This is a genomic window from Leptothoe sp. EHU-05/26/07-4, from assembly GCF_043421015.1.
Lineage (GTDB): Bacteria > Cyanobacteriota > Cyanobacteriia > Phormidesmidales > Phormidesmidaceae > Leptothoe > Leptothoe turfae.
On sequence record NZ_JAXSQV010000003.1, the window covers coordinates 1141175 to 1163732 of the forward strand.

Here is a 22558-nt window from a genome sequence, read left to right on the forward strand (position 1 = left end):
AGATTTAAATATTGACAGGGGTCTTATGGTAATAGGGGTTACAAACGTCACAATGCGGGATTTTTAATACCCTAGCGCGGGAAACCTGAAAATCGAAATTGTCAAATGTGATACTTCTGCCGATCAAAGACGAATATGTCCCTTCTGTGATGAAGTATTTGTTTAATTCGATGTCTAAATAATTCAGCGCGGCTTCAAAGTAAGGCGTTTTGGTTGTGTCAAATAGGTGCAACGAATTTTTGTTAAAACTTTCAATAAAGGAAAGATATTTGGTTGGATTTTCAAAGTTTACGATTTTTCTTTTCGCGTAACACTGCAAACAAGGACTCTTGAACCTCGGCTCGGAAATAGGCCCCAACGTAAACGATGAATTATCCATGCTCAGGTGGAACAAGGTAAATCCGTCTTTATAGGCTTTTTTATTTAATTGTAAAAAGCGATTATAGTCTTTAAATATAGGGGCGACAACCAAAGTTAATGTGGCTTTTTCTAAGTCGGTGTCGAAATTTTCAATATTTACCCATTCGAATTTTTGTAGGCGCTGACTTAAGGCATTGAAAAGAATATGATTATTTTCTAATGTGGAGAAAATGCCAATGGTCGCCTTGGTAAAGGGAGTAGCTTGAACAGGTGTAACAATTTCGTTGGCAATTAACCAATCTATGATTTGAACAAAAAGCTCCTTGTCGTCATCGAGTTTATGCTTAACTTGCTCAAAAACGCGATCAGGGTTGGGTTCATCTTTTAAATACTGCAAGATGTCCCCAACGATCTGACTTTGCTCACCTTTCGCCTGCATTAACTGATGATCGCCTTTTGAAAAGAAAAGCGTATCTTCATTGGAAAATACGGAAGTGTTAGTCAACGCTAGTAATTTAGTCATCTGAATAAAGAACAATCCTACCTGAAGAAATTCGCTCTACACCATACTAGTGGTCCATCAACGTTCACAGTGGGAGCACATTAATTGTGTTGTTGTAGCGGGTGTAGCCCGCTACAACAACACAGCACATTAGACACCTGCACAAGGAGTATTCCTTCAAATACAATAGCTACAGGTGTAGCAAGAGGACAGGGAACAGCGGTAGAAGATACTCACTCAGCCCTGTTTTCCACAGGTTCAAGGAATCATACATAGTCTTAGCTTCCCAGAATCCTTGTGAGTTTCCTCATAAAGTTGTTATAGAGGCGTTATAGCCACCTTATCCTACACCCCTACACAGCAGCTACAGCAGCAGCTACAGCAGGCGGCAGCGACAGGTCTCTCACTCATATATGCTGGTCCATTCCTTTTTTCCACAGATTCAAGGGTCAATGATAGCTTTGTCTTTTCTGGAGTCCCTGCGACTTCCCCATTAGATGGCATTGTAGATAATTTTTTCACAACTTAATCACTCCAATTTTAGTAGTACGATAATCACTCTAGTGAAGCATTAGTAAATTAATCCGTCCAAAGACAAAATGTCATGTTAATAATCCTTTGTATGTCACTACATAGCCTAAGATTCTTCTCATGATGGATAAGCTTCCAATCCTGTGCTTTTGGACAACTTAACTATTACAGAAATCCTTGGCGGAAAAAATCCTGAAAAGTTCAGGTTTATTCAGGTTTAAATTCAGATTTATTCAGGTTTATTCAGGTGTTATACCAATTCTCATAGAATAAGCTACTGGGCTCTGGCTATAACGAAGTGGAACAAAGTCCAACATTTCCCCAGGTGCCAAAGACAAAGCTATATGAGTTTTTAGCAACAGCCAGAGAAAGTGAAATGAGGGCTGACCACGAATTACGCCCATGGGTGAGAGCTTTGCGGCCATGCCAGTAGAAGATTATGGTCGAGGAATGAAATCATAGAACAACAACCATTCCTGTAGGGGCAGGTCTCATACCTGCGTAGGCGTTCCCTTCGACTCCGCTCAGGGAACGCTAGCTCAATCGGTTGGATGGTGGGCCGTGCCCGCCCTACAGGATATTCTCAACGTTTAAAACAAAGCCTGGTAAGATATCTCCGCCCTTAAGCTGTTGTGGATCTTGTAATACTTCAACAGTCTGACCCGGACGATAAATCTCCACAGCTTTCTCCTGCGGGTTAATCAACCACCCCAACCGCACACCGTTTTCCCGATACTCTTCCATTTTCGCCTGCAGCGTTGCCAATCGATCCGTTACAGAACGCAGCTCTATGACAAAATCAGGCGCAATGGGAGGAAACTTTTCCCGGTCTGCGGGACTCAGTGCTCCCCACCGACTACGCTCAATCCAGGATGCATCGGGAGACCGCTCTGCTCCATTAGGTAACTTAAAGCAGGTGGACGAATCAAACGTATAGCCCAGTTTGACCTGTCGATTCCATAGATTCAAATCAGTCGTGATATCAGCATTACGACGACCGCTTTCACCACCTGTAGGGGACATAATTACCAATTCTCCCTGGGCAGAACGCTCAAATTTCACATCTGGGTTGGCTCGACAAAGCTGATAAAACGCCTCGTCTGTCAGGATACCAACCGGGTCAAGGGTAATGGTGAAAGCAGTCATGGGCAAAAACGCTAAGATTAGCCATTGCTGATTCAGATTATAGAAGATCGGTTTATTCCATGAAGCATGTCAAACCTTGGGTCACCCTGATCACTGCCCTCGCTGTTCTGTTTCCCAGCACCTCAGCCAGCGCCTACTGTCGTGCTGACCTCACCCGAGAAATTGACACCATCGCAGCCCAGCCTCTACTCAAAAAAGCTCGCCTCGGTGTGCTGATTGAAACCCAGTCCGGTCAGGTCATTTACAGTCGCGATGCCGATCGCTACTTCGTGCCCGCCTCTAACGTTAAATTACTCACAACAGCAGCAGCCCTATCTAGTCTCGGGCCTAACTTCACCATTCGCACCTCGGTCTACAGTCAGCCCCAGTCAAACAGTCTGCAAGTGGTGGGCCGAGGCGACCCCACATTTAGCGACGAGCAACTCAACAACCTGGCCAGCCAGCTCAAAACCCAGGGCGTTAGCAATATCAGTAATCTCCTTGGCAATGACACCTATTTTGCTGGACCCACTGTTAATCCCAACTGGGAATGGGAAGACGTCCAGGCCGGTTATGGAGCCCCTGCCAATAGCTTAATTATTAATGCCAATGAGCTGGGCCTCACCCTTTACCCTCAGGCGGTCGGCCAACCTCTACGGGTGGAATGGGACGACCCTGCCCTACAGCGCCAATGGCAGATTGACAACTTTTCCCGCTCCGTTGCCGCTGGCCAACCAGAATATATCGACATTGGTCGTGACCTGAGCCGCCCCATTTTGCGAGTTTACGGTCAGCTTATTTCCGGAGCCGCCCCTGACACCGCGTCAGTTGCCGTCCCCAATCCTGCCGATTATTTCATTAACCGCTTTCGCCAAAGCCTCAACCTTCAGGGCATTACTGTTAACCAAAGCAGACTCACAACCTCAGCCCCCAATGGCCCAGAGCTAGCCGCCGTGACCTCACCGCCCCTCGCTCAATGGATCGTGCGCACCAACCGCAACAGTAAGAATATCTATGCCGAGGCCATGCTGAAATCCCTAGGAGCCAAAAGTGATGAAGATGCCACTGCCGCCGGCATTATGGCCGTAGAAACCATTTTGCAACGGGCCGGTGTCAACCCAGAACTCTATGAAATTGTCGATGGCTCTGGTCTATCGCGCCATAACCTGGCCACTCCCCAAGCCTTTGTCGACACCCTCCAGGCCATGGCCCAATCCCCCCATGCCACTATCTATCGCAACTCCCTAGCTGTAGCGGGCAGCAGTGGCACCCTCCGCAATCGTCTAGGTGGCATTCGCTTTACCGGTAAGACAGGGGCTGTCAGTCACAATGCATCCCTGTCTGGTTACCTAGAACCCGCCAACTATGACCCCTTAGTGCTCAGTATCATCATCAATAACTTGGATCAGCGTGGCAGCGTGCTGCGGCGACATATCGACGACATCGTCAAAGTTGCTGCCCAATTGAATGATTGCTAATCCAGCTAGCCAGAATGTGGAAAATACTGACCCCGTCCAGGCAAATTAGACGAGAGTCATCAGCCACCTGGGAATATTGCAGGGGGGTAAGTTAATATATAACCTTACTTAATACTTTTTTTAGGTTCCTATCTCTACAAATATTCCTTAACGTTCCCTGCTGATTCGTAGGCAAGGAATTACTGATATTCCCTAGCATCGCATGTCTCGCTTTTCCTCTCGCCAAGAACATCTCGATTATTACTACCAGCAGATTCAAACGGTTATTTTGTCGCGTCAAAATCCAGTGACAGGTCTGCTGCCTGCGAGTACCGCTGTTAATACCCACGGCGACTACACGGATGCCTGGGTTCGAGACAATGTCTACAGCATCATGGCGGTGTGGGGACTGGCCCTAGCCTATCGCAAAATTGATGAAAACCTGGGGCGTACCTACGAGCTAGAGCAAAGCGTTACTAAACTTATGCGCGGTTTGCTGTTTGCCATGATGCAACAAACGGCCAAAGTGGAAACGTTTAAACGCACACAAGATCCATTGGATTCACTCCATGCCAAGTACGATACACCCACCGGTAGCACCGTGGTTGGCGATGATGAATGGGGCCACCTACAGTTGGATGCCACCTCGGTTTATCTGTTGATGCTGGCGCAGATGACCAGTTCGGGACTACAGATTATCTACACCCGTGACGAGGTCGACTTTGTTCAAAATTTGGTTTACTACATCGGTCGTGCCTATCGCACAGCTGATTATGGTATTTGGGAACGGGGCAATAAACTCAACCACGGTAAGCCTGAGTTGAACGGTAGTTCAGTCGGTATGGCTAAAGCAGCCCTGGAAGCCATGAATGGCCTGAACCTGTTTGGTGTGCGTGGCGGCCACGGCTCAGTTGTCCATGTTCTACCTGACGAAATTGCCCGTACTCGCATTACTTTAGAATCTTTGCTGCCTAGGGAATCGGGTTCTAAAGAAATCGATGCCGCCCTCCTCAGTGTGATTGGCTTTCCTGCCTTTGCCGTTGATAACCCTGAGCTATTGCAAGCGACCCACGATGCCATTGTGGAGAAGCTACAGGGACAATATGGCTGTAAGCGTTTTCTGCGAGATGGGCACCAATCTGTTGTTGAAGATGCTGAGCGCTTACATTATGAGCCGGGTGAACTCAAGGCCTTTGAGCATATTGAATGTGAGTGGCCCTTATTTTTCTGCTACCTGCTGCTCAATAGTCTCTTCCGTAATCAGGGTGCTCAGGCGGCTTTCTATCGAGAGCGGCTGGAGGCTTTGGCGCTCAATAAAGATGGCTTAGAACTGTTACCTGAGCTTTATTATGTGCCCATGGCAGTGATTGAAGCGGAGCGCGAAAATCCCCACAGCCAAATTCGTGAGCCCAATGACAATGTGCCCCTGGTCTGGGCCCAAAGTCTTTATTACATGGGGCAAATGCTCCAGGACGGGCTGATTACCTTGGGTGATATTGATCCGTTGGCCCGGCATCTAAAGGTGGGGCAAAATCGTCAGCCCATTGTGCAGGTTTCGCTGCTATCAGAAGACAGTGACCTACAGCGAGAGTTAGCCAACTATGGCATTGAGACTCAGGTGTTAGAACAAATCGATCCGGTTCAGGTGCGAACATCGACCGATTTAGCCGACCTCTATGCCCAAATTGGCTGTAATGAGAAATTAGCAACAACGGGGCGTCCTGATCGTCGTCTGCGCAGTTTGACCACGTCACGCATCTTTCGCATTCAGCGCGAGACGGTTGTCTTTGTGCCAGCTTTTTTAGATCCCAGTCAGTTCTATATCACCCTCGACTATCAGTTTTTGGTGGCCCAGATTCGGAGCGAACTGGCCTACATTCATGAACATTGGAACGAGCCAGGCCGCCCGACGGTTACCTTGCTATTGACCCATCGCATGTTTGAGTTGGGGCATAAAGCCATCAATGATTCCCCGCTGCTACAGTTGATTTTTGAGTTAAAAGATGGTGAGTGTAATGGCGTCCCCATTAAGGTAGGCTCTCTGTTTCAGCTGATGCTAACGGCGGCCACTGAGCGCATAGAAGATGTGCCTTTGCCGAATTCAGGTGAGACGCTGTCGTCTTACACCATGCCGATTTCAGCCTATCTGCCCCTATCCGATAGCAATACGAAGCCCCTCAGTCAGATTCAGGAGCTAGATCTGGAACGAGAAACGGATGGTTGGCGGCTACTGCAATCTCTTAAAGCGTCTGACAACCTGTATGAGCAAATTGAACTCCTCAGTAATTTGTGTCGCTTAGAAAATCTGGCCTTTGATACTGGCTGGGGGGCAGAAACGGGTGAAACAGTAACCCTGGCCAATTTATTGAATGAGATTTATATCAAAGCCGGGCGTTTAGAGCTGTGGGGCATTGTGCGCCGGGCAGCGGGTTTGCTCAATAAGATGGCCATTGGTCTAGCGGATGCGGCCACTGAACTGTTGGTGCGTCAGAAACAGATTGCGGTGGGTAAGGCCTACAGTGAGGCCTCCCTCATTACTGATCCGCTATCGCCGAAGGAATTACTGACCAAGATCAATGAGTTTTGTGGTGAGGATATTCGCGATCGCACCCTCACCCAAGAAATCCTGATTTACCTCAGCGTTCTCATCACCTCAGAACCCGAACTGTTCGAAGGCCTACTCACCCTACGCATCAGCTATGTAATCTTGTTGATTAACAGTGAGATTTGCCGCGAGCAACACTGCACCCAGGATGAAGCCTACGAAACCCTCATGGCCATGAGTCCTTTTGAAATCAAGATGCGTCTGCGGCAGGTCTTGGCAGGTTACGAAGGGCTAGATAACAATCTGTTTCGCCAGGAATCTATTCAGTCCCGTAAACCCCAATCCGTAAACTGGGTGGTCCTCCCTCTGGCTGAAGAAACTGACCTCTCCGAAGAAGAAGACTGGTTGCACAAACGTCAGCGAGAAGGTGGACTGCATCGCGTACCCGAAGACTTTTATCCACGGGTATGGCGACTGCTGAAACACTGTAAAGGCATCGTCATCGGCGACAAACTAGAGCGGCGTAATCGACTCGTCAGCGAGCTTGTTTTGTCCGATACGACCCCTGAAGAAAAAGACTTTGCCCTCCGCATCGAGCACCTGTTCAATAAAATTCAGGCCCCCGAATACCGTCAAGTCAATGTTGAAGCCCTGATGGAACTTTCAGAACTCTTTGACCTCAACCCTGACTGGCAGGTAGACGACTATATCGTGCTCGATGTCCTCGTCGGGCACGCCGTCCGTCTCGCCTGGATCGATGGCGGCGACCATCGCGCCCATCGTTATCTTCAAGATAAAGCCAAAGCCTGGCGCTCGTTTTACCAAGATTCTCCCCACTGTTGCGCCAAATACATTGCTCGATCAATGCAGTTCTTGATTGAGCTAAACGAGGGAGAGGTATTGCCAACGTAGTATTTTGCAAAATTGTTTTTGGCAATGGTGTAGGGGCGTTCCGTGGAATGCCCCTACACCATTGCCCCCAATCTCCCGCCAGCCGCTACAATAGGACACGTTCTATTTCACCCACTGTCCACTATGACCGCTGCGGCACCTGCAAAGACCGAGTACGAAGCCGTCATTGGCTTAGAGATCCACTGCCAACTCAGCACCAATACGAAAATTTTCACCCCCAGCTCAGCGGAGTTTGGGGCAGATCCTAACACCCACATTGACCCCATCACCGTGGGCATGCCTGGGGTATTACCGGTGCTCAATGAAAAGGTTTTGGAATATGCGGTCAAAACAGGCCTGGCTTTGAATTGCCAGATTGCACCCTATAGCAAGTTCGACCGTAAGCAATACTTCTATCCTGACTTGCCGAAGAACTACCAAATTTCCCAGTACGACCTGCCCATTGCTGAGCATGGTTGGATTGAGATAGAACTGGTGGATAAAAAAAGCGGCAATGTAGAACGCAAGAAAATCGGCATTACCCGTCTACACATGGAAGAAGACGCCGGTAAGTTGGTCCATGCCGGTAGCGATCGCCTTGCAGGTTCCACATATTCATTGGTGGACTACAACCGAGCAGGCGTTCCCCTCGTCGAAATCGTCTCTGAACCTGATTTGCGCACGGGCAAAGAAGCCGCTGAGTATGCCCAGGAAGTCCGCCGCATTGTTCGCTACCTGGGCGTTGGCGACGGCAACATGCAGGAAGGCTCGCTCCGTTGCGATGTCAATATTTCCATCCGCCCCAAAGGTCAAGAAGCCTTTGGGACCAAGGTGGAAATCAAAAACATGAACTCCTTCAGCGCCATTCAAAAGGCGATTGATTACGAAATTGAGCGTCAGACAGAAGCAGTTGAAAGTGGCGACGAAGAGATTGTTCAAGAAACCCGTCTGTGGGATGAAAGCACCCAGGTTACTAAGAGCATGCGCTCTAAGGAAGGTTCTAGCGACTACCGCTATTTCCCAGAGCCTGACTTGCCTCCCATTGAGGTGTCAAAAAAGCAGCTCGAAACTTGGAAAGCTGCGCTACCTGAGCTGCCCGCCGATAAACGTCATCGCTATGAAACTGATCTAGGCCTGTCTGCATATGACACCCGTGTGTTGACAGATGATAGTTCTATTGCCAACTACTTTGAGCGCACCATTGCCACTGGTGCTGATGCAAAAGTATCTGCCAACTGGGTCATGGGCGATATCGCTGGTTACCTCAATGCTGAGAAGCTATCCATTGGCGATATTGGGTTAACCCCTGAAGGGCTGGGTGAAATGGTGACTCTGATTAGCTCCGGCACCATTAGCAATAAAATCGGTAAAGATCTTCTGCCCACCTTACTTAAGGAAGGTGGTTCACCTAAGGCCATCGTCGAAGAAAAAGGCCTCGTCCAGATTTCTGACCCTGCTGCCATTGAAGCCATCATCGATGAAGTCATGGCAGATAACCCAGATGAATTAGCCAAGCATCGTGCTGGCAAGAAGAAGCTGCAAGGTTTCTTTGTGGGTCAGGTCATGAAGCGCTCCGGTGGAAGAGCAGATCCTAAATTGACCAATCAGTTACTCGGCAAAAAGCTAAATGGGTAGACTGGACGTGTTGTTGATGGGCGGTTATCCTGTTTCAGGACATTGAAAAGCGCCTATCGTAGGCTCTAGGCTCGCATTTAGGGTTTTAAGGATGGTCAAAAACGTCCACATGATGGTTTGAGCCACTGACTTTACACTGACTTCATACTTGTAAAGTTCTAGCAAGATTCGCAAAAAAACCGAATAGGGGGTTACACCCCACATCCCATCCGTGGCATACTATGTTAAGTAGATGCACCCTGATGGTTGGAGAGCTTGTAGCTCTCCTTTTTTTTGAGTATTTTTTGGCGGCAAAAGTTTTTTTAGATATAGGATTTTTGTCGCAGCGGCAGCCCCCTGCTGTACTCAAACCTCTCACCCTAAAGAATAGGTTCTCGATCGCTACAGAGGTTAACAGAGAACTCTTTTAGGGTTATTCCTCGGGTAGAATTTAACTAATCCTTAAGGTTTCATTGTGTGAAGACTTCAGTTATGGGGTGCTCAACAATGACACCTATGTGTGAAATCTATCTATAACGAGCACGTTATGCTGCATTTTTCTAGCCCCAAAGGTATGCATTAGGCACGGGAATTTTCCTGTGCCTTTTTAGTATCTACGGCTAGGGCAGCTTTAAGCCTTTTGATATCTCTCAGAATCACCATGACTTATAACTTTGACATCGTCGGAGTCTCTCCAGTTTGGAATTTCTTTAAACATCAGCAGTATGTAGAGCAGTCGCCTAATCGCAGCTGTGCTTATTTGGGTAGCTACGAGTGCACCCTGGATGGCTTTATTGAGGCGACATCGCTGATCTATAAAAAGCCGGATTGGGATTGGGATAAGGTTGTCAGCGAAATGGTAACCTTTTGGTTAAATGCTGGGGATCATGTGAGCCAGTGGAAGAAAGAGTTGGCCCAGGCCGAAGAGACCAGTTTGCTTGTGGGTCGAATAGCGAATTTTCAGAGTTTACGTACCGAATTTGAAGGATTAATCGAAAATTGAACGCATCCCTCCGTAGGAGGAGGCTTGTCCCCCCTACGGAGGGATCAAACGCATGTATGTCAAGAGATGCATCGCCTTCAAAAGATCAAAGCTTACCCTAAATGTTTTACTTGCTTCGTTTCTCTTACAGCCCATAGAATTCAACAACGAGTGCAAATTGTCTTAACAATCTGAGATATTTGGCTTACGTTATATGTCCGTATAAAGCCACGACTTCACGTATCAAACATTACGTAAAAATTCAGGGTATTTTCGCAGTTTTTATCCAACTCAGCTCAGAATTAGCGGAGACTAGAGTCATGTCAACGAATTAAATGCCATGTCTCTAGATGAATTTGAGCAGTATTATCGCGAAATGATGGGCAATGCCCTTAATCAGCTTCAGCGAGTAACACTGCTTTCATCAAACCTGCAAGGAACCGTAGAAGAGATTAGTGTCTCTTTGCAACAACTCAGCCGCACAACAGAAGAATTTATTAGCGATCAGCGCCAAAAACCTGATGATGAGCCAGGTTCTGAGTCTTGACCCTTCCTCTCGTGCCTCCCCCGCTCTTGGGAGGCCCGCTCTTGGGAGGCTCTCTCCTGGGAGGCCCTCTCCTGGGAGACATTCTCCTCAGGGGTTCTCTCCTCAGGGGCTCTCTCCTGAGAGACATTCTCCTGGGAGGCATTCTCCTGGGAGGCATTCTCCTGGGAGAGCCTCTCGTAAGAAATAGGTTTGGGTGGCAGCTTTAACAAAGAGAGAATTTTGCTGTTGAGGGTGACTGGCAAAATAGGTTTAACCATATAGTCGGTTGCTCCAGCTGCTAATGCCCTGCGACGATCAGCTTGAAACGCATAGCCACTGACAACCAAAATAGGGATGGCGTGAAATTGGGCATGGTTTCGAATTGCCTGGATCAGCGTGACTCCATCTATGTGAGGTAGCTTGATATCTAGCAATACCAAATGGGGTAAAAACTCCTGCATAATCTCAATACAGTTGTTGCCATCAGCCAGTGGCAATACCCGGTAGCCGCATTGCTCTAAAAAGTCTGCAAACAACACACGGTTACCATAATCATCTTCGATCAGTAATATACGGCGTTGCTCTTCTGGAAAATTCATAAGCAGTTGCAGCGCACTTGCAGGCTAATCAACATTGATTGGCAGATGTAACATTTACAAGACCCGGTTGAAACAAATCTCTTAATGGTTGAACTAGGACCTCATTTGACAGGACACAGTAATGATTTGCTGTGTTGCTATATACGTACGAATACTGGGCTCCATTTTTTCGTCGTATAAATCATACCCATACGTGTCATAAAAATACTTGGTACACCTAAGGATAATCACCTGTAATATCTGGGGTGTTTGAAGTGTATACGTTTAGGCTTGTTTCTTCATCAGTAAAGTTTCTATACACTGAATTTATTTTTTCTATTCATAAACTCAACGATGTGCTGAGCAGCCTGTTCTAAAATCTCAGGGGATTGCACGAGAGCAAAACGAACGTAGCCTTCGCCAGATTTTCCGAACCCTCTACCCGGGGCTAGTGCTACACCAGTGGCCTCTACCAGACGCACACAAAAGTCAATGGAGTCGTTAAATTCTTCAGGGAGCCTGGCCCAAAGGTACATAGTGGCGTCAGGGCTAGGCACTGCCCAACCGTAGTGATTGAGGCCGTTAACCATGGCATCACGCCGGTTTTTGAATGTATTAACGGTGGCACGCACACAGTCCTGTGGGCCGTCTAGGGCTGCGATCGCACCCCGCAAAATTCCTTGATACTGATTAAAATCCACCGTTGCTTTGACCTGACGCAGTGCCAAAATCAGCTCTGGGTTACCAATGGCATAGGCAATGCGAAACCCCCCCATGTTGTAAGCCTTGGAAAAGCTAAAAAACTCAATGGAGCAGGTCTTGTCTCGATCCGCTTGCAACACCGACGGCGCAGGTTTTCCATTGAAGCAATGGTCGGCGTAGGGAAAGTCATGGACCAGCACCAGGTCGTGTTTCTGGCAAAAGGCTACGGCCTCTGCAAAAAAATCAGGTGTTGCCGTAGCTGTCGTGGGATTGTGGGGATAGCTCAGCACCATTAGCCGTGCCTGGGCGATTACTGCTGCTGGGATGTCGCTGAACACGGGCAAAAAGTCTTTTTCTGCCAGTAACGGCATGGAATAAATTTGCCCGTTGGCCAGGTGAATACCCCCTGCATGGGAGGGATAGCAAGGGTCTGTCAGTAAGGCAAAATCCCCTGGATTCAAAATTGCCAAGGGTAAATGGGCCGTGCCTTCCTGGGAGCCAATGAGCGGTAGGACCTCTGTCTCTGGATCCACTGCAATACCAAACTTCTGGGTGTACCAGCGAGCGGCTGCCTGGCGAAAGGCTCGGGTACTTTCAAATAGGTTGTAACCATGGGTGATCGGGTCATGGACAGCTGTTGCGATCGCATCCAAGACATGGACTGGCGTCGGTAAATCCGAAGACCCCAGTGATAAATCTACGATTGTCTTACCTGCCGCCCGCGCCCTGCCCTTAGCTCGATCCATATCGGCAAAGACGTTGGTTTGAAGAGGGGCGAGGCGATTGGCAAATTGCATGGGAAAAGGGAGTGGGCAATAGTTTTATCTTAAACCCATTGCCTAATGGCTTGAGGGTGGGCAATGCCCACCCTACAGATGGTCCAATTATAAATTGTCCAATTCTTGCTTCAATGCCTCTAACTCGGCATCAACAGCTTTATTAACCGGAGCATCTACTGGCTGCTGGGCGTCAGCGGGGGGCAGAGCTTCCTGATTAACGGAACCACCCGACAGCTGGGCTTTCATGGCCGCCAGTTCTGAATCGACATCGCTGCCTGCTTCTAAGCTCGCAAACTGACCTTCGAGGTCGGCACCGGCTAGCTCGGCAGCGGCCTGGCCACGGGCTTCCATCTCAAGGATTTTTTCTTCCATGCGCTCAAAGGCACCGACGGAGCTGTTGGTGCTGAGATTGCCCACGGTTTGCTGTAGCTTTTCGTTGGCCTTAGCCGCACTGGCACGGGCCTTGAGCATGTTTTTCTTGGTCTTATACTCAGAAATTTTGCTTTCTAGACCAATCAGATTACGCTTCAGGGTATCCACTGAAGCCGTCTGCTGGTCGAGCTGGGTCTTTAGGGCTGCCGCTGTCTCGGCATGGCTCTTTTTACGGACGAGGGCTTCACGGGCCAGGTTTTCATCACCCTTTTGCAAGGCTAGCTGGGCGCGCTGAGTCCAAACGTTAGCTTCTGACTGAGCTTTTTCCTGCTGCTGCTCCACCCGCTTTTTGCTTGCGATCGCACCTGCCACAGCCTGGCGCATTTGTACCAGATCCTCCTGCATATCCATGATGCTTTGCTCAAGAATCTTTTCAGGATCTTCGGCCTTACTTACGGCATCGTTGACATTTGCGCGGATAAGTCGGCTAACGCGATCAAATAACCCCATTGGTCTTCCTTGTCCTTGATAAGTTTGTGTTTGGGTTTGAGTGCATAGGGCGTTGATCAGACGGACCATATTACAGCACCTAATGGCACCTAGCGCTTTAGTTTTAGCACACGTTGCCGCACCACAGAGGTGTGGATAAGCGCCTATGCATATCTTCTAGGATCTCTAAAGAAATGATATTTTCATCAGATTTATTAAAAAATTTTAGACCTGACGGGTGTGGGCTATAGGATGCCTTAGTTTTTGGGTATTAATGTAACTAAGTACATATGAAATATTCTTGATGAATGCCCCCATATATTGGGCCTGCATCTTTAATAGGTACTTATAAGCGCTTAATCGCAAAGCAATTAAGCGTATTGGAATCAGGTAAACCCAGCTTTAGCAGCGCTTGGCAACGGGTCTTGTAGCATCCACTACCTGAAGAAATTTAGCTAGTAACATTTGTCTTTTAAGATGCATTTCCTTAAACGCCACCTTCCGGTTGGTTTATCAGACATAAGGATGGCTATAGCTAACCTATTCAGGCCGTGGCTAAGCTTGGTGATTCTGAGTCTTTTGCTAACCATTATTGGATCTTTTCAACCGGTCCAGGCCCATCGGCCCCATGATGTGGTCACCCAAGTCAAGCTTTCGCCCAGTTATAGCACCGATCAGACGGTCTACACAGTAGTGCGGGGCAATTTACTAAAGTCCGTTGATAAAGGCGAACACTGGCGACGGATTGTCCAGGGACTAGATACCCTCACGCCGCTTTCGACACTGACCATTGATCAAGTTGAGGGCAAAATGTTGGCCCTCGGTACCCATGGTGATGGCATTTTCATCTCCAATGACGAAGGTGAAAGTTGGCGTCGTTCTAGCGATGGCTTAGGGGCCCAGGACATTGGCTTGGTGCATAGCCTGTCTAGCCAACCTCAGGTGATGATGGCTGCTGGGACAGAAGGGGGACTATTTCGAAGTGTAGACAGCGGTCAAAGCTGGTCCTCGGTTGTGGATGCCAACCAGCTATTTCGAGCGCTGACTGATGCAGATGGCGTTCTATGGGCTGGGGATGAGACGGGGCAACTGTTACGTTCAGATGATACTGGTCAAAGTTGGCAATCATTGCTCACGGTGGCAGACGACTCGATTACAACCCTTGCGTCTAATGGCACGGTTGTGTACGTGGGAACTGCTTCTAAAGGGGTGTTTCGACTAAATCCTGGGACCTTAGAAATCCTTGAGGTCAATAAGGGGTTAGAGGATTTACGGATTCAGGATGTGAAAACCCTGCCGGGTAATTCTAGGGGAGTCATGATTTCTAGTTGGGATCAGGGCATCTCTATCTCATTGGATAGTGGTGAGACCTGGACTGATTATCCCCATGGTCTAAAGAAAGATCGGCAAGCTGATGAGTTTGAGACCCATCACTTTAGTGAGATTGCTATATCGGACAATTTTGTTGACGACAAAACCGTATTTTTAGGTGGCTTTAACGGTCTCTATCGTTCTTTTCAAAGCGGTCAACGGTGGCGAGAGATCAACACATTAGATCCGGGTGTGGTGGTCGCGATGGATATATCACCGAACTATGGTGAAGATGGTACCCTGGCCTTGACCACCTATGTGGGCAAAATCATGACCAGTAATGACCAGGGTAAAACCTGGCAGCTGACCATGAATGGGGCTGAAGTGCCTCGGTTAAACCGTAGTTTTAAGGAGACTTATCAGGATCCACGACGGTTTTTTGATATCGCCTTTTCTCCTGATTATGCCACTGATAAAACAGTATTTACGGCAGGTCTATGGACAAAGTTTTTACGCTCAACCAATGGAGCGAAATCCTGGTCTATCCACGCCCTAGGTAAAGAAGCTCGCGGACTAACATTGCTTTTGTCCCCTGAGTTTGGCTCTGATAAAACCATGTATGTTGGCAACCAGGCGGGACTCCTCTTTCGTTCTACCAACGGGGGTAAAACGCTCAAAGAAGTTGCAAAACTGCCTTGGAAACGAGGAAATGATAGTCCTTCCATGGTGATTTCCTCTGGGTTTGCCGAAGATCGCACCTTGTATGTGGTTGCAGAGACCGGTGTTTACAAATCCACAGACGCTGGTGAAACCTGGCAGTCCACTACGGAAGCTAGCCCCATCGCCACAGCTGGCAATTTACACATTGAGATTTCGCCTGATTATCCCCAGGACCAAACCCTATTTGTCAGTAGCTACGATGGATTGTTTAGAACTACAGATGCAGGCGATAGCTGGCAGTCAGTTGAGATCGCAGATATTGCCCCCGACCGAGCCTTTTTAGAAGGCGTGGCGATCTCACCTAACTATGCCGCAGATGGCACCGTTATGGTGAGTTTACGCGGCAAAGGACTGTACAAAAGTGTGGATAAAGGAGAGTCCTTTGCCCCCATTGGCGATGCCAGCCTGGCATTTTCTCGGATGTACAATGTGCCCTGTGCTGGACGTCCCATCGAGTTTTCGCCTAACTATGCCCAAGACAACACCATCTTTGGCTTTGGGACAGCGAATACTGACATTTATCGCTCCCCCGATGGGGGTAGCACCTGGGAGATTTTAGCAACCCCCGATGTGGAGGCCCCCACTGAGATTGGCACCCTTAAGACGGTCGCGATCGCAATAGAACTCTATCGAGGTAGAATCCTTAAGGTCTTGCTAGCCGTGATTGTAGCGATTGTGGCCTATTTTGCCGTCCGACTGTTGCGCATCAACAAAATAATTAAGCTGAATCGACGGTTACTACAATTGGGTACAGCGATGGTGAGCTTTGTAGTCGCTCTAGTCGTGTTACTAAAAATTTAGCCATCACCATGGTGCCAACGACGACGATAAATAGGAGAATCAGTGAAACAGCGTAATGTGGCAATTCTCGTTTTTGACGATGTAGAAGTTCTGGATTTCTGTGGTCCCTTTGAAGTCTTTTCGGTGACTGGCAAGCGAGATGGCTCGGACCCGTTTAACGTCTACACCGTGGCGGAGCATACGCCTATTGCCGCTAGAAATTCTCTCAGTGTTAATCCCACCTATACCCTCGATACATGTCCTCAACCAGATATTTTGGTTGTACCCGGTGGAGGGGGGAGACATGTTGATGGCACCCCCTTTGGCACTCGTAAGGAGATGCATAATGAGACGCTTTTGGCCTGGATAAATCAGTGTTATCCTCAATCTGAGCATATATTGTCAGTATGCACAGGGGCACTTGTTCTAGCTAAAGCAAGTTTAGTGGAGAATATGGCTGCGACGACTCACCATGGAGCCTTAGACGAACTGCAGCAGATTGCGCCGACTGCGGAGGTAAAGGCAAATGCCCGAGTGGTGGATAGTGGCAAGCTCATCTTTTCCGGTGGTATCTCAGCAGGAATTGATGCGGCCTTTTATCTAGTAGCCAAGCTTCTAGGTAAGGATGTTGCCTTAGAAACGGCCACCTACATGGAATACGACTGGTCAGGAGAATCCTACGGCTAAGCTAGCATCCCAGGCCATTGAGCATGCGGCGAGAATTAATAATCCTGTATTTTTCAACACACCATAGTTTGAGCTGGATCCTTTAAAAAACTTGTTAAAAATACGTTGGGTCCTCAAGGTCAAAACGTTCAATCTGATTCGTCATTTCAAGGAGCGGAGAAACGTAAACTGACGCATCCAAGCCCTATAGAAACCTGCATGACTCGCCTTAAATACCATGGAGAAATTGCTGACGAACTTCAATGCTGGAGTAACGAAGGACTGTTGCATTTACTCAACGATGCACAAATACAAGTCAGAGGACATGGCACCCTATCATTTTTAAATGATCGTACCCCTGTGTTTGTCAAACTTGTGCCGTTAGCAGCCCTTGAAATGCCGGGTCAAAATTATCAATCGACTGATAACTATTTTCAACTGCCAACCTATTATCAGTATCGTATTGGCAGCTGCGGTTTTGGCGCATGGCGCGAAATCGAAACACACCTCGTCGCAAACACCTGGGTGAAATCAGGTCAATGTGCTCAATTTCCATTGCTACACCACTGGCGTGTTTTGCCCATTGTCTGCACTAGCTATGATGACAGCATAGATCGGCAGCGCTGGGGAAACTGCGAAGCGATCCATCAACGGGTCTCTTCGATGCTTAAAGCGACTCATTCTGTAGTCATATTTTTGGAACATTACCCATTAACGCTCAGCCAATGGTTGCGTCATCACTTATTACATTGCACAGATCCGATTTCAATGATCACCAGCCTTGAGACTCAATTAACTGACATACTGTCATTTATAAATTCTCAAGGCGTTATTCATATGGATGCTCACTTCAATAACATCCTCACCGATGGTAACCAACTTTTGCTAGCAGACTATGGCCTTGCCCTGTCAAACCAGTTTCAACTTGACGCCGATGAATGCCAGTTCTTCGATGAGCATCAAAACTTTGATATCTGTACCGTGATTACTAGCCTGGTCCATGCAATTGTCAGTTGCTATGATTCTAGAGACAATTGGCGACAAGCACTACAGCAATTGGCTAATGAGCACCATGGTTCGGATGCAGCTATTTCGGTTGACCTTCGCGCCTACCTTAGCAAGAGAATGGCCTTGGTCATGAAAATGGGAGCTTTCTATCGGCAACTCCTGGCAGATTTGACTACTCCATATCCCGCTGCTGATCTTCAGGCAATTCTCGATAACCTGTAGTGTTGCAGAGCAAAACGACTCCAGGTGAAATTCATCTGCGGCTAAGTTCAGCAATGACCTAGTTTACGAAAATTCTGATTCTTTCCTATTCAATGCTTTTCCGATGCAAAAGCTGAATTTATAGCTGTAAAGTAAAAAAGCACTGTATGCGATCGCCCATGAGTAACTCCATTGAATGGACCCCAGAAGCTAAAGCACGTTTGAAAGAAATTCCCTTTTTCGTGCGCCCTGCTGCCCGCAAAAAGATTGAGAAGCTAGCTCAGGAGTCAGGCGCTACCCAAATTACCATTGAAGTCTACGAGCAAGCCAAAAAGAAGTTCGGGTAATGCGATATTCAGAAATCTATATACGTTCCCTGGCCAATGTTGTTCTAAGCAATCTTAAAATTAAATATGCCTACCGTTGGAATTATTGGTGGAATTGCCCCTGCCTCGACAATTGAGTACTACCAATTCATTGTTTCTGGCTATCTTAAGCGAGAAAAGAGTGGCAACTATCCTCAAATTATGATCAAAGGAACAATCAAAGCTCTTCGAGTCACACTGGTCAAACCAGTAGCTTACCTCAGATATTCAGTTACAGCTGTGAGTGCCTGAATAGCCCTTGAAACGGACGCTTAGGTTAAGGCATAGCAAACTTTTCGGGATAGTTAGTCTCACGCCACTGTAGATGGGCGTTAGGCCTCTTCCCTCATCAAATATTTGAAAATTGCAGAGGTATTTTTTGATGTACTCCGAACAAAATCTCACAGCAATGATCGTGCCATTCTATCTGGGCAAAAAATCAGACCTTGAGGGGCGCAAAATACAACAAATGTGGGCATGGGATTTTGAGAAACTAGAGTGTGCCCACGATTACATTCAATGGTTATTTCCCATTGCCGAGAAAAGTCACTTTAATTCCCATGCTCCAGTTGTAGATGAGAACATTATTCAAGCATTTAGGGAAAATCCTCATCTACAGAAAAACTTGCTCCAGTCATTCTCTGTGATGCTATATTTCTATGGGCTAGCGATCTCTAGAGATGAGCAAAGCAAGGTAGTTGTGGAGAAATCGAAAAACTACCCGGATCGTAAGCAAGAATGGGTAAATATGTTCAACCACAACTATCTTCGTATTACTCGAATACTCAAGTGCTTAATAGCGTTCGGCTTAATCCAGGAAGCTCAAGCATTTTATGAATGCCTACAGAAAATTTATCAAGAAGACAGCGACCAGATTGGTGGTGAGACATTTCAATACTGGACAGATGCGGTTAACTCTGCATAATGTGCTGGGCTGTATTGATTGTTGGGTCGCTACATCGTTCCCTTTAAAGACATTAGCCATCTTAGCCTGCCCATTAAGAACAACTTTAGGAGTTATTTTCATGACTGTATAAATGCCATGATACTAAATACGGTGCTATAGTAGTGCCATGGGTGCTGATTCATCTTTTCGGGTTGTGATTGATCCAAACGTTGTATTTGAGGGCTTAACCAAACAGGGCGGTGCTGCTGGTTTGGTCATAGATGCACCGATTCAGTCGAGGGCACTTGAAATGGAAGATATCAAGTCGATTTTGAGCGAACAGCTTGACAAGTCAGTGAGAGACTATTCAACAAGAGATTTTGGAAGAGATAAGTATTTTGATGCAGTATCGGTAATAGTTTCCGAAGAATCAGCTCGCTCACAACTGGAAAAAATAAGGAAAGTACTACCCGCAGGAGCGCTTGCTTTTATTGGGACAACAAGAAATCTATCTAACGAAGAAGTTAATGGGCATGAGTTGGTAGTAATCCTTTCGAAGGACAAATTCGACATCTTGAGAGCGGCTGCTTCTGATGGAATTAACTACGATCTAACAACGGAAAAGATTATAGAGAAGTTGAAGGCCTGGGACCGTGATTTGGAACTGGATATCTGGCAGGCAGAAAGTGACACGATTCAAATGAAAGTTCAGAGTCTTCCAGGGGATCTCCAAGCGTTCGGTGAGGAGATATATGAATTCTGTCCAGACATTGTTGATCAAGGATCTGGAGATGTGGAAGATATTCTCGAATATTTGAAAAGCGAGAAGGCCATTTATCTTTGGTGGGACTGAAGATATAGAAATGCCTACGCCTAACAAATGGATGCAGCCGAACCGGGAGAGATTTCGGCATGAAACCTTATATTCATCAGCGATCGTCTGCTCTTAGACGTTATAAGCCTAACCATGAGCAAATTATTGAGTCTCGTAATCGTAACAGTATTTCTCGGTTGCCTTGGCTGTAGTCATCATCAAGCGACAATATCTGATACCGCTGATCTACAGAGTCCATCCACGAATAAAGAAAGATCACTCTCTCTATTTTCAATCAACTCGTCTGATGGGAACATACTCATCACGACAAATAACATCGCGTCGTACGACTGGGAATCCCACACAATCACGTTAAAGTCAGGCGTGAAGGAACGGCTTTTAACAAAGTTAACCCCAGATCTTGTCAGTGGACATCCATTCCAACTTACAGCCAAAGGTCAGCCCATTTATTACGGCAACTTCATAACATCCCTATCATCGATTACTTTAAACACCCCAGTTATTGATCTCCAATCATTCGATAGAATCCCCCTTCGCGAAGATCAAATTCGAATAGAACTTGGATATCCAACAGAAGATTTTTTTCAAGGCCATGACCCACGAAATGCGGATGCCATTTACGAATCGCTAAAAGAAGCAAACATACTCAAGGACTAAGCTGCGGCTGATAACCAGGCGAATGAACCGGACTGCATGACGTCCTCGTTACCACACGGGCAGCATACAGAAACGTCATCAAACTTGGCTGGGCTACACAGAAACACAAGGCAGCCCAGCACTACAGAAAATAATCATCCAAACTTATCAAACCATTGGCATTGAAGAGATCCTAGTCCACGCAGGGGTAAAAGAGGCAATTTTCATAAAAGAAATGAATGTTGCCCTTCAAGCTAGCGATCACACCTTCATTATTAATGCAAAAATTATTTGCCAACAAAAATATTACGAGTCATTTAAAACTGATGCGATAAATTGCAAGTTCCTACAATTCAGTAGAGATGTGTGTCGCTATTTCTTAATGAGAGGTACTTCTTAAGATCAAAAGGTGCATCAGCTTTTGAATAGGTTAACTATGGAGATTTTTGTCAGCTAAACTTGTTAACTAGAGTAAATATCCCATAGATTTACCTTCGTTACGCCTAAAAGAAAACTACTGTAAGTTATCTTGTCGTAGATTTTTCATATTAGAGAGAAGTGTAATTGATACATTTATCACGGTTACCACAATAATGCTGTAATTGAAATTCAAGGATTCCTTCCCATGCCAATTACGCCAACCTATCCAGGTGTTTATGTTGAGGAGCTTCCCAGTGGCATTCGCACAATTACAGGTGTCGCCACATCTATCCTGGCCGTTGTCGGCTACTTCACCAGAGGCCCTGTTGATAGCCCGGTTCAACTCTTTAATATAGGAGATTTTAATCGAGCGTTTGGCGGCTTAAACTCTAATAGCGAAGCTAGCTACGCTATCCAGCAGTTTTTTCTGAATGGCGGGACAGAAGCATGGGCTGTGCGGGTGACGACGGATGCAGCCAGTGCGTCAACGGCAGTCATTAATGCTCTCACTGTTGAAGCCATTAGCCACGGTACATGGGGAGATAATGTTCGGTTTCGAGTTGAACCAGTGGGCACGGCAGCCGATGAGTTTAACTTGATCGTTTCAGAATATCCGGCTGATGGCGGTCTAGTGCCCTTGCGGCAAGAGGTTTTCCAAAATCTTTCCATGACTGTAGCTCAAAACAATTTTGTAGATGCCGTAGTCAATGATCCCAATACGGGCTCACAGCTGATACAGGTAACTGCGTCCGGAGCATCGTTACCTGAGATCAATGGCACACTTTCTGCTGCCCATGCTGATGATCCAACCATTCCAGCATCACCAGCGGTCACGGTCACCATTGCCCGCCCTGATGGCAATGGCGGCACAACCTTGCCAGCTACTCCAGCAGCAGTTTCTCTCAATCTTGAAACCGGTAGTCGCTCACTGTTAGAAGTTGCCCCTGCCTTAGAAGCTGCAATTCGGGCTACCGACCCGACTGAGCCAGCCTTTGCTGGCGCAACTGTAACAGCAGTGGGAGATCGCTTATTGGTCCTAGCCGGACCCGGCAACCCCCGCGATGTAATTGGTTTCACGGCTGGTGCCACGTCAGACGCTTTACTGTTGACAAGTACACCCAATGCCAGCGCCAATATCCAAGAATATATTCTGGGGGGGGGGCCATTGCTGGCAGTGGACAGACTGCTGGAGCTGCTGGCGATAATGGAGCCTTACCCGGTAGCACTGAGCTAATTGGTGATCCAACGGCAAAAACAGGGATTCATGCCCTGGAAGA

Annotated in this window: 18 protein-coding genes and 2 pseudogenes; 15 read left to right on the top strand and 5 right to left on the bottom strand. The window is 47.2% G+C overall.

Annotated elements, in window-relative coordinates:
* Positions 1–4: 4 nt before the first annotated feature.
* Entirely contained in the window at positions 5–883 is an 879-nt protein-coding gene (locus U2F10_RS12655) for a hypothetical protein (protein ID WP_499866795.1), read from the bottom strand.
* Between the two features lie 799 nt (positions 884–1682).
* Here U2F10_RS12655 and U2F10_RS12660 point away from each other — a divergent pair.
* Positions 1683–1826 (top strand): annotated as a pseudogene (locus tag U2F10_RS12660) (Uma2 family endonuclease); the annotation flags it as partial.
* Between the two features lie 137 nt (positions 1827–1963).
* Here U2F10_RS12660 and U2F10_RS12665 read toward each other — a convergent pair.
* Entirely contained in the window at positions 1964–2539 is a 576-nt protein-coding gene (locus tag U2F10_RS12665; RefSeq protein WP_499866796.1) for a Uma2 family endonuclease, read from the bottom strand.
* Positions 2540–2598: 59 nt separating this feature from the next.
* On the opposite strand from U2F10_RS12665, the gene dacB reads away from it, so the two are divergent.
* The 5 genes from dacB (at position 2599) to U2F10_RS12690 (ending at position 10554) form a co-directional block, all read left to right on the top strand.
* The gene (dacB, locus tag U2F10_RS12670) at positions 2599–3996 is read left to right on the top strand and encodes a D-alanyl-D-alanine carboxypeptidase/D-alanyl-D-alanine endopeptidase (protein ID WP_499866797.1); all 1398 of its coding nucleotides are present in this window, start codon (positions 2599–2601) and stop codon (positions 3994–3996) included.
* A gap of 202 nt (positions 3997–4198) precedes the next feature.
* Positions 4199–7432, top strand: a complete 3234-nt coding sequence (locus tag U2F10_RS12675) for a glycoside hydrolase family 15 protein (protein ID WP_163664239.1) — start codon at positions 4199–4201, stop codon at positions 7430–7432.
* 123 nt (positions 7433–7555) lie between these two features.
* Positions 7556–9046 carry an Asp-tRNA(Asn)/Glu-tRNA(Gln) amidotransferase subunit GatB gene (gene gatB / locus U2F10_RS12680; RefSeq protein WP_499872297.1) on the top strand — a complete coding sequence of 497 codons (1491 nt, stop codon included), beginning with the start codon at positions 7556–7558 and terminating at the stop codon, positions 9044–9046.
* Positions 9047–9686: 640 nt separating this feature from the next.
* Positions 9687–10028, top strand: coding sequence for a hypothetical protein (locus U2F10_RS12685; RefSeq protein ID WP_163659702.1), 342 nt, complete (start codon positions 9687–9689; stop codon positions 10026–10028).
* Positions 10029–10347: 319 nt separating this feature from the next.
* Positions 10348–10554: a hypothetical protein gene (locus tag U2F10_RS12690; protein ID WP_163659700.1), complete on the top strand. Its 207-nt coding sequence runs from the start codon at positions 10348–10350 to the stop codon at positions 10552–10554.
* Here the strand turns inward: U2F10_RS12690 and U2F10_RS12695 are convergent.
* The 3 genes from U2F10_RS12695 to U2F10_RS12705 form a co-directional block, all read right to left on the bottom strand.
* Positions 10512–11132: a response regulator gene (locus tag U2F10_RS12695; protein ID WP_499872298.1), complete on the bottom strand. Its 621-nt coding sequence runs from the start codon at positions 11130–11132 to the stop codon at positions 10512–10514. The two genes, U2F10_RS12690 and U2F10_RS12695, sit on opposite strands and share 43 nt — an antisense overlap.
* Positions 11133–11425: 293 nt before the next feature.
* Positions 11426–12610, bottom strand: a complete 1185-nt coding sequence (locus U2F10_RS12700) for an LL-diaminopimelate aminotransferase (RefSeq protein WP_499872299.1) — start codon at positions 12608–12610, stop codon at positions 11426–11428.
* Between the two features lie 87 nt (positions 12611–12697).
* Complete coding sequence (locus tag U2F10_RS12705; RefSeq protein ID WP_163661645.1) at positions 12698–13474, bottom strand: PspA/IM30 family protein; 777 nt, start codon at positions 13472–13474, stop codon at positions 12698–12700.
* 504 nt (positions 13475–13978) lie between these two features.
* Here U2F10_RS12705 and U2F10_RS12710 point away from each other — a divergent pair.
* From U2F10_RS12710 to U2F10_RS12750, 9 genes and pseudogenes are all read left to right on the top strand, one after another.
* Positions 13979–16285 (top strand): WD40/YVTN/BNR-like repeat-containing protein, encoded by a 2307-nt coding sequence (locus U2F10_RS12710; RefSeq protein WP_499872301.1) that lies wholly within the window; start codon positions 13979–13981, stop codon positions 16283–16285.
* A 42-nt stretch (positions 16286–16327) separates the two neighbouring features.
* Positions 16328–16951, top strand: coding sequence for a DJ-1/PfpI family protein (locus tag U2F10_RS12715; protein WP_163695907.1), 624 nt, complete (start codon positions 16328–16330; stop codon positions 16949–16951).
* A gap of 198 nt (positions 16952–17149) precedes the next feature.
* Positions 17150–18160: a hypothetical protein gene (locus U2F10_RS12720; RefSeq protein WP_499872303.1), complete on the top strand. Its 1011-nt coding sequence runs from the start codon at positions 17150–17152 to the stop codon at positions 18158–18160.
* A gap of 158 nt (positions 18161–18318) precedes the next feature.
* On the top strand, positions 18319–18486 hold the full coding sequence (locus U2F10_RS12725; RefSeq protein WP_163659691.1) for a PCP reductase family protein: 168 nt from the start codon (positions 18319–18321) through the stop codon (positions 18484–18486).
* 66 nt (positions 18487–18552) lie between these two features.
* Positions 18553–18756: a hypothetical protein gene (locus U2F10_RS12730; protein WP_163659689.1), complete on the top strand. Its 204-nt coding sequence runs from the start codon at positions 18553–18555 to the stop codon at positions 18754–18756.
* 130 nt (positions 18757–18886) lie between these two features.
* Positions 18887–19429 (top strand): opioid growth factor receptor-related protein, encoded by a 543-nt coding sequence (locus U2F10_RS12735; RefSeq protein WP_163659687.1) that lies wholly within the window; start codon positions 18887–18889, stop codon positions 19427–19429.
* A 148-nt stretch (positions 19430–19577) separates the two neighbouring features.
* Positions 19578–19676 (top strand): annotated as a pseudogene (locus U2F10_RS12740) (toxin-antitoxin system toxin component, PIN family protein); the annotation flags it as partial.
* 24 nt (positions 19677–19700) lie between these two features.
* Positions 19701–20243, top strand: coding sequence for a DUF4253 domain-containing protein (locus U2F10_RS12745; protein ID WP_499872360.1), 543 nt, complete (start codon positions 19701–19703; stop codon positions 20241–20243).
* Between the two features lie 1243 nt (positions 20244–21486).
* Entirely contained in the window at positions 21487–22515 is a 1029-nt protein-coding gene (locus U2F10_RS12750; protein ID WP_499872305.1) for a hypothetical protein, read from the top strand.
* Positions 22516–22558 lie beyond the last annotated feature (43 nt).

Bases quoted from the DNA above. Each gene is read 5' to 3' on its own strand.
- U2F10_RS12655 (WP_499866795.1), bottom strand. From the start codon at position 883: ATGACTAAATTACTAGCGTTGACTAACACTTCCGTATTTTCCAATGAA.
- U2F10_RS12665 (WP_499866796.1), bottom strand. From the start codon at position 2,539: ATGACTGCTTTCACCATTACCCTTGACCCGGTTGGTATCCTGACAGAC.
- dacB (WP_499866797.1), top strand. From the start codon at position 2,599: ATGAAGCATGTCAAACCTTGGGTCACCCTGATCACTGCCCTCGCTGTT.
- U2F10_RS12675 (WP_163664239.1), top strand. From the start codon at position 4,199: ATGTCTCGCTTTTCCTCTCGCCAAGAACATCTCGATTATTACTACCAG.
- gatB (WP_499872297.1), top strand. From the start codon at position 7,556: ATGACCGCTGCGGCACCTGCAAAGACCGAGTACGAAGCCGTCATTGGC.
- U2F10_RS12685 (WP_163659702.1), top strand. From the start codon at position 9,687: ATGACTTATAACTTTGACATCGTCGGAGTCTCTCCAGTTTGGAATTTC.
- U2F10_RS12690 (WP_163659700.1), top strand. From the start codon at position 10,348: ATGTCTCTAGATGAATTTGAGCAGTATTATCGCGAAATGATGGGCAAT.
- U2F10_RS12695 (WP_499872298.1), bottom strand. From the start codon at position 11,132: ATGAATTTTCCAGAAGAGCAACGCCGTATATTACTGATCGAAGATGAT.
- U2F10_RS12700 (WP_499872299.1), bottom strand. From the start codon at position 12,610: ATGCAATTTGCCAATCGCCTCGCCCCTCTTCAAACCAACGTCTTTGCC.
- U2F10_RS12705 (WP_163661645.1), bottom strand. From the start codon at position 13,474: ATGGGGTTATTTGATCGCGTTAGCCGACTTATCCGCGCAAATGTCAAC.
- U2F10_RS12710 (WP_499872301.1), top strand. From the start codon at position 13,979: ATGGCTATAGCTAACCTATTCAGGCCGTGGCTAAGCTTGGTGATTCTG.
- U2F10_RS12720 (WP_499872303.1), top strand. From the start codon at position 17,150: ATGACTCGCCTTAAATACCATGGAGAAATTGCTGACGAACTTCAATGC.
- U2F10_RS12725 (WP_163659691.1), top strand. From the start codon at position 18,319: ATGAGTAACTCCATTGAATGGACCCCAGAAGCTAAAGCACGTTTGAAA.
- U2F10_RS12730 (WP_163659689.1), top strand. From the start codon at position 18,553: ATGCCTACCGTTGGAATTATTGGTGGAATTGCCCCTGCCTCGACAATT.
- U2F10_RS12735 (WP_163659687.1), top strand. From the start codon at position 18,887: ATGTACTCCGAACAAAATCTCACAGCAATGATCGTGCCATTCTATCTG.
- U2F10_RS12745 (WP_499872360.1), top strand. From the start codon at position 19,701: ATGGAAGATATCAAGTCGATTTTGAGCGAACAGCTTGACAAGTCAGTG.
- U2F10_RS12750 (WP_499872305.1), top strand. From the start codon at position 21,487: ATGCCAATTACGCCAACCTATCCAGGTGTTTATGTTGAGGAGCTTCCC.